General features: G+C 68.6%; 4 protein-coding genes. 2 read left to right on the forward strand and 2 right to left on the reverse strand.

Annotated features, from left to right (window positions below):
- On the forward strand, positions 1–812 hold an 812-nt coding region (locus Q1V87_RS04265; protein ID WP_300590982.1), incomplete at its 5' end, for a prephenate dehydratase domain-containing protein.
- A 20-nt stretch (positions 813–832) separates the two neighbouring features.
- Entirely contained in the window at positions 833–1,240 is a 408-nt protein-coding gene (locus Q1V87_RS04270; protein WP_300590983.1) for a hypothetical protein, read from the forward strand.
- On the opposite strand, the gene Q1V87_RS04275 is transcribed toward Q1V87_RS04270, so the two are convergent.
- A complete protein-coding gene (locus tag Q1V87_RS04275; RefSeq protein WP_300590984.1) occupies positions 1,241–2,611 on the reverse strand; it encodes a deoxyribodipyrimidine photo-lyase in 1,371 nt (456 codons plus the stop codon).
- Positions 2,612–2,672: 61 nt separating this feature from the next.
- Entirely contained in the window at positions 2,673–3,722 is a 1,050-nt protein-coding gene (locus tag Q1V87_RS04280; protein WP_300590985.1) for an LLM class flavin-dependent oxidoreductase, read from the reverse strand.
- Positions 3,723–3,806 lie beyond the last annotated feature (84 nt).

A 3,806-nucleotide genomic window follows, 5' to 3' on the forward strand; every position in this document is an offset into this window, starting at 1 on the left:
ACGTCGTCGAGGGCCGGTCGGATGCCGCAATGATCGCCATCGAGAACTCGGTTGACGGCGGCGTATCGACGGCGCAAGACGCCCTCGCGACGATGCCCGGGCTGCGGATCGTCGGCGAGTACCTCGTTCCGGTTGAGTTCGTGCTGGTCGGGCGGCCCGGCACGCGGCTTGAGGATGTGTCGCTTGTGGCTGCGCATCCCGTTGCCTACGCCCAGTGCCTGCGGTGGCTCACGGCTACCCTGCCCGCCCATGCGCACATCCCGGCAGCGTCGAACGTCGCCAGCGCTGTCGGGCTGATCGACGGTACGTCGGATGCGGATGCCGCAATCGCCGCTCCCGGCATCCTGGAACACCTCGAGGTCGAGCTGCTTGCCGAGGGTATCGGCGACAATGCCGAGGCCGTCACGCGGTTCGTGCTGGTCAGTCGGACCGTCGCGCCGCCCGAACCGACCGGCGCCGACAAGACCTCGCTGATCGCCGAGCTGCCCGATGACCACCCCGGTGCGCTGCTGGAGATGCTCGAGCAGTTTGCGACGCGCGGGATCAACCTGAGCCTGCTTGCCTCCCGGCCCATCGGAGATGCGCTGGGTCGCTATCGATTCGTCATCGACGCCGACGGGCACATCATGGATGAGCGCATGGCCGATGCCCTCCTGGGACTGCGACGTTTCAGTCCCAAGGTGATCTTCCTCGGCTCCTACCCCCGCGCTGACCACGCGATCATCCGTTACCCCGACCGGTACTCCGATGACGTGTTCGTCGAGGCCCGCGACTGGTTGCGCGGGCTGCTCTCGGGCGAACCCGACCGCTGAGGCCCGCGATGGACATCCTGGTGAGTGTCGCGGCGTGGGTCGCGGTCATCCTGCTGCTGGTGCTCGTCGGGTTTCAGGTAGCGCTCGCAGTGGGGGTGCCGTGGGGCAAGGCGGCCTACGGTGGCGCATCGGCGACGCTCGAGCCACGGCTTCGTATCGCCAGCGGCATAGCGGCGGTGGTCTGGGCACTCGTCGCGTGGTTCTTCCTGTCCCTTGCAATCCCCGCTCTCGCGGGGCCGGTGCCTGACTCGTGGAACACCGTTGTGCTGTGGGTGCTCGTGGGGCTGTTTGCGATCGCGACCGCGATGAACGGAGTCTCACGGAGTCGCATCGAACGTGCGATCTGGACGCCCGTTTCTGCCGTGCTCCTGGTGTGCGCGTTGGTGATCGTCTTTCGCATCATCGGCGCCTCGACCATGGCCGGTTAGTCAGCGCGCGTTCTTGACCGTCTCGTAGGCGGCCAGCGCCGCGTCACGTGTGGCCTTGAGGTCGACGATCGGCTCGGGCGCATCCTCACCGGCGTGCTCGGGAGCCCACCGGCCCACGTAGGCTCCGTCGGGATCGAACTTGGCGGCCTGCAGCTCCGGGTTGAAGATGCGGAAGTAGGGTGCGGCGTCGGCGCCGGAGCCGGCCACCCACTGCCAGCCGAACGGGTTGGATGCGGCATCCGCATCCACGAGGGTGTCCCAGAACCACTGCTCGCCCTTGCGCCAGTCGATCATGAGGTTCTTGGTGAGGAAGGATGCCGTCACCATCCGGACGCGGTTGTGCATCGTTCCGGTGTGCCAGAGCTCGCGCATCCCGGCATCCACGAGCGCGACACCGGTGCGCCCGCGCTGCCAGGCCTCCAGCCGGGCCGGGTTCAGCCGCGGCCAGGGGAACGCGTCGAACTCGGAGCGCCAGTTCTTGGTCGCAAGGTCGGGGAAGTGGAAGAGGACGTGCCAGGCGAACTCGCGCCAGCCGACTTCGGCGAGGAACTTCTGTGCCGCGTTCGCGTGAGGCCCCCCTGCGTGGCGCGCCCGTGTCTGGTGCCAGATCTCGTGCGGGCTGATCTCTCCCCACCGGAGGTGCGGGGACAGGCGCGAGGTCACTGCACGGTCGGGCCGGTCGCGCTCTGTCGCGTAGTCAGGCAGGTCGTCGGCCAGGAACGCCTCGAGTCGGGTATGAGCTGAGGCCTCGCCGGGTTCCCAGGTCTCGCGAAAGCCCGTGGCCCAGTCGGGGTCGGTGGGCAAGAGATGCCAGTCGGTCACGTCGTCGCCGTCGACGGCGGGCCGGGCGCCGCGTGCCCCCGTGGGGGCGGGAAGCGGCTCGCGTGGTTCGGGGAGTGCCAGGCACGCCTTCCAGAACGGGGTGAAGACACCGTACGGTGTGCCCGACCCAGTGCGGACTGTCCACGGTTCGAACAGCAGGTTCGCGCCGAACGAGTGGACATCGAGCCCGGCATCCCGCAACTCAGACTTGAGCTGGGCGTCGATGTCGCGCTCGGCAAGGCCGTAGCGCCGGTTCCAGTAGAGCGCGTCGGCGCCAGTCTCGATGACGAGCGCGCGGATCACGTCGACCGCAGCGCCGCGCCGCAGAATGAGAGTGATACCGAGGTCGCTCAAGTCCCGCGAGAGGGATGTCAGGCTGTGGTGGAGCCACCAGCGGCTGGCCGCCCCGAGAGGACGGATGCCGGGGGAGTGCTCGTCGAGAACGAAGACCGCGACGATCGGCTCGCCCCGCTGCACGGCTTCGTGAAGTGCGGGGTTGTCAGCGATTCGCAGGTCGTCTCGAAACCAGACGATCGTGCTGGGGGTCACCCTGGGATGCTATCTGCGCGTGAGGACCGTGGGGCCGATACGACAGTATCCGGTGGGACTGCTAGGCCGCCGGTGCGAGCAGTTCGAGGGTGCGAAGGCGGGAGGGTGCGGCATCCATCGCGTCGCTGTCGTGAGCGGCCGCGACCGGCGAGATCATGACCTCGTCTACCTGCCACCGCGTTGCGAACTCCCGCAGTCGCTCGGCCACGGCGTCCGGCGTGCCGATGAACCAGCGCTCTGCTGCCCACGATTCCAGAGGCGCCGCCAGGCGGTCGGCTGCCTCGGCGGCGTACGCCTGTTCCACGGTTTCGAGTGCTGTCAGGGGCCGCCCTCCGCGAAGCCGCGCCATCATGCGAAGCTGCGGCAGAGCGAGAGCTCGGGCTTCGGCATCCGTGTCGGCGACGACGACGTTTGCCGTGAGGAACGTCCTGGGGATCTCGCCTTCGCTGGCCGGGCGGAACTGCGAGCGGTACAGGTCGAGGGCCCGTTCGAGACCGTCTCCGGAGAAGTGGTTGGCGAAGACGTAGGGAAGGCCCATGGATGCCGCGAGCTGCGCCGAGTAGTCGCTGGAGCCGAGCAGCCAGACTTCTGGTGCGGCGGTTGCCGCGGGGGTCGCGCGGACGGCGTACTCCTGACCGGAGGTGAAGCGGAGGCTCGCGCCTTCGGGCGACGACAGCGCGAGGATGTCGCGGATGTTGTCGGGAAAGCGGTCGACGTCGCTCGTGGTTCCGGACTGTCGCAGGAGTTGCGTGATGACGGGGTCGCTTCCGGGTGCGCGGCCGATGCCGAGGTCGATGCGGCCAGGGGCGATGGCCTCGAGCGCGGCGAACTGTTCAGCGACGACGAGCGGCGAATGGTTCGGGAGCATGACACCTCCCGAGCCGAGGCGGATGCGGGAGGTGCGCGCCGCTGCTGCCGCGACCAGGACCGGCGGTGTGGTGGAGGCGACGGCCGGCATGTTGTGGTGCTCGGCGAACCAGTAGCGCCGGTACCCGAGCCGGTCTGCCGCATCGGCAGTGGCGAGGGAAGCGGTGACCGCCTGGGCGCTGGTCTGCCCGGTGCGGACCGGGACGAGGTCGAGGACGGAGAGGGCAAGCGGTGCGGCAGACATCGTTCCATGCAACGCCGGACGGCTTGATCCCATTCCGGTGCGTCAGAAAGGTGCTGGTCCGCCGGGGTCGTCTGGTGTGAAGTG

It is taken from the genome of Microbacterium sp. (genome assembly GCF_030149085.1).
Taxonomy (GTDB): domain Bacteria; phylum Actinomycetota; class Actinomycetes; order Actinomycetales; family Microbacteriaceae; genus Microbacterium.

Bases quoted from the DNA above. Each gene is read 5' to 3' on its own strand.
- Q1V87_RS04280 (WP_300590985.1), bottom strand. From the start codon at position 3,722: ATGTCTGCCGCACCGCTTGCCCTCTCCGTCCTCGACCTCGTCCCGGTC.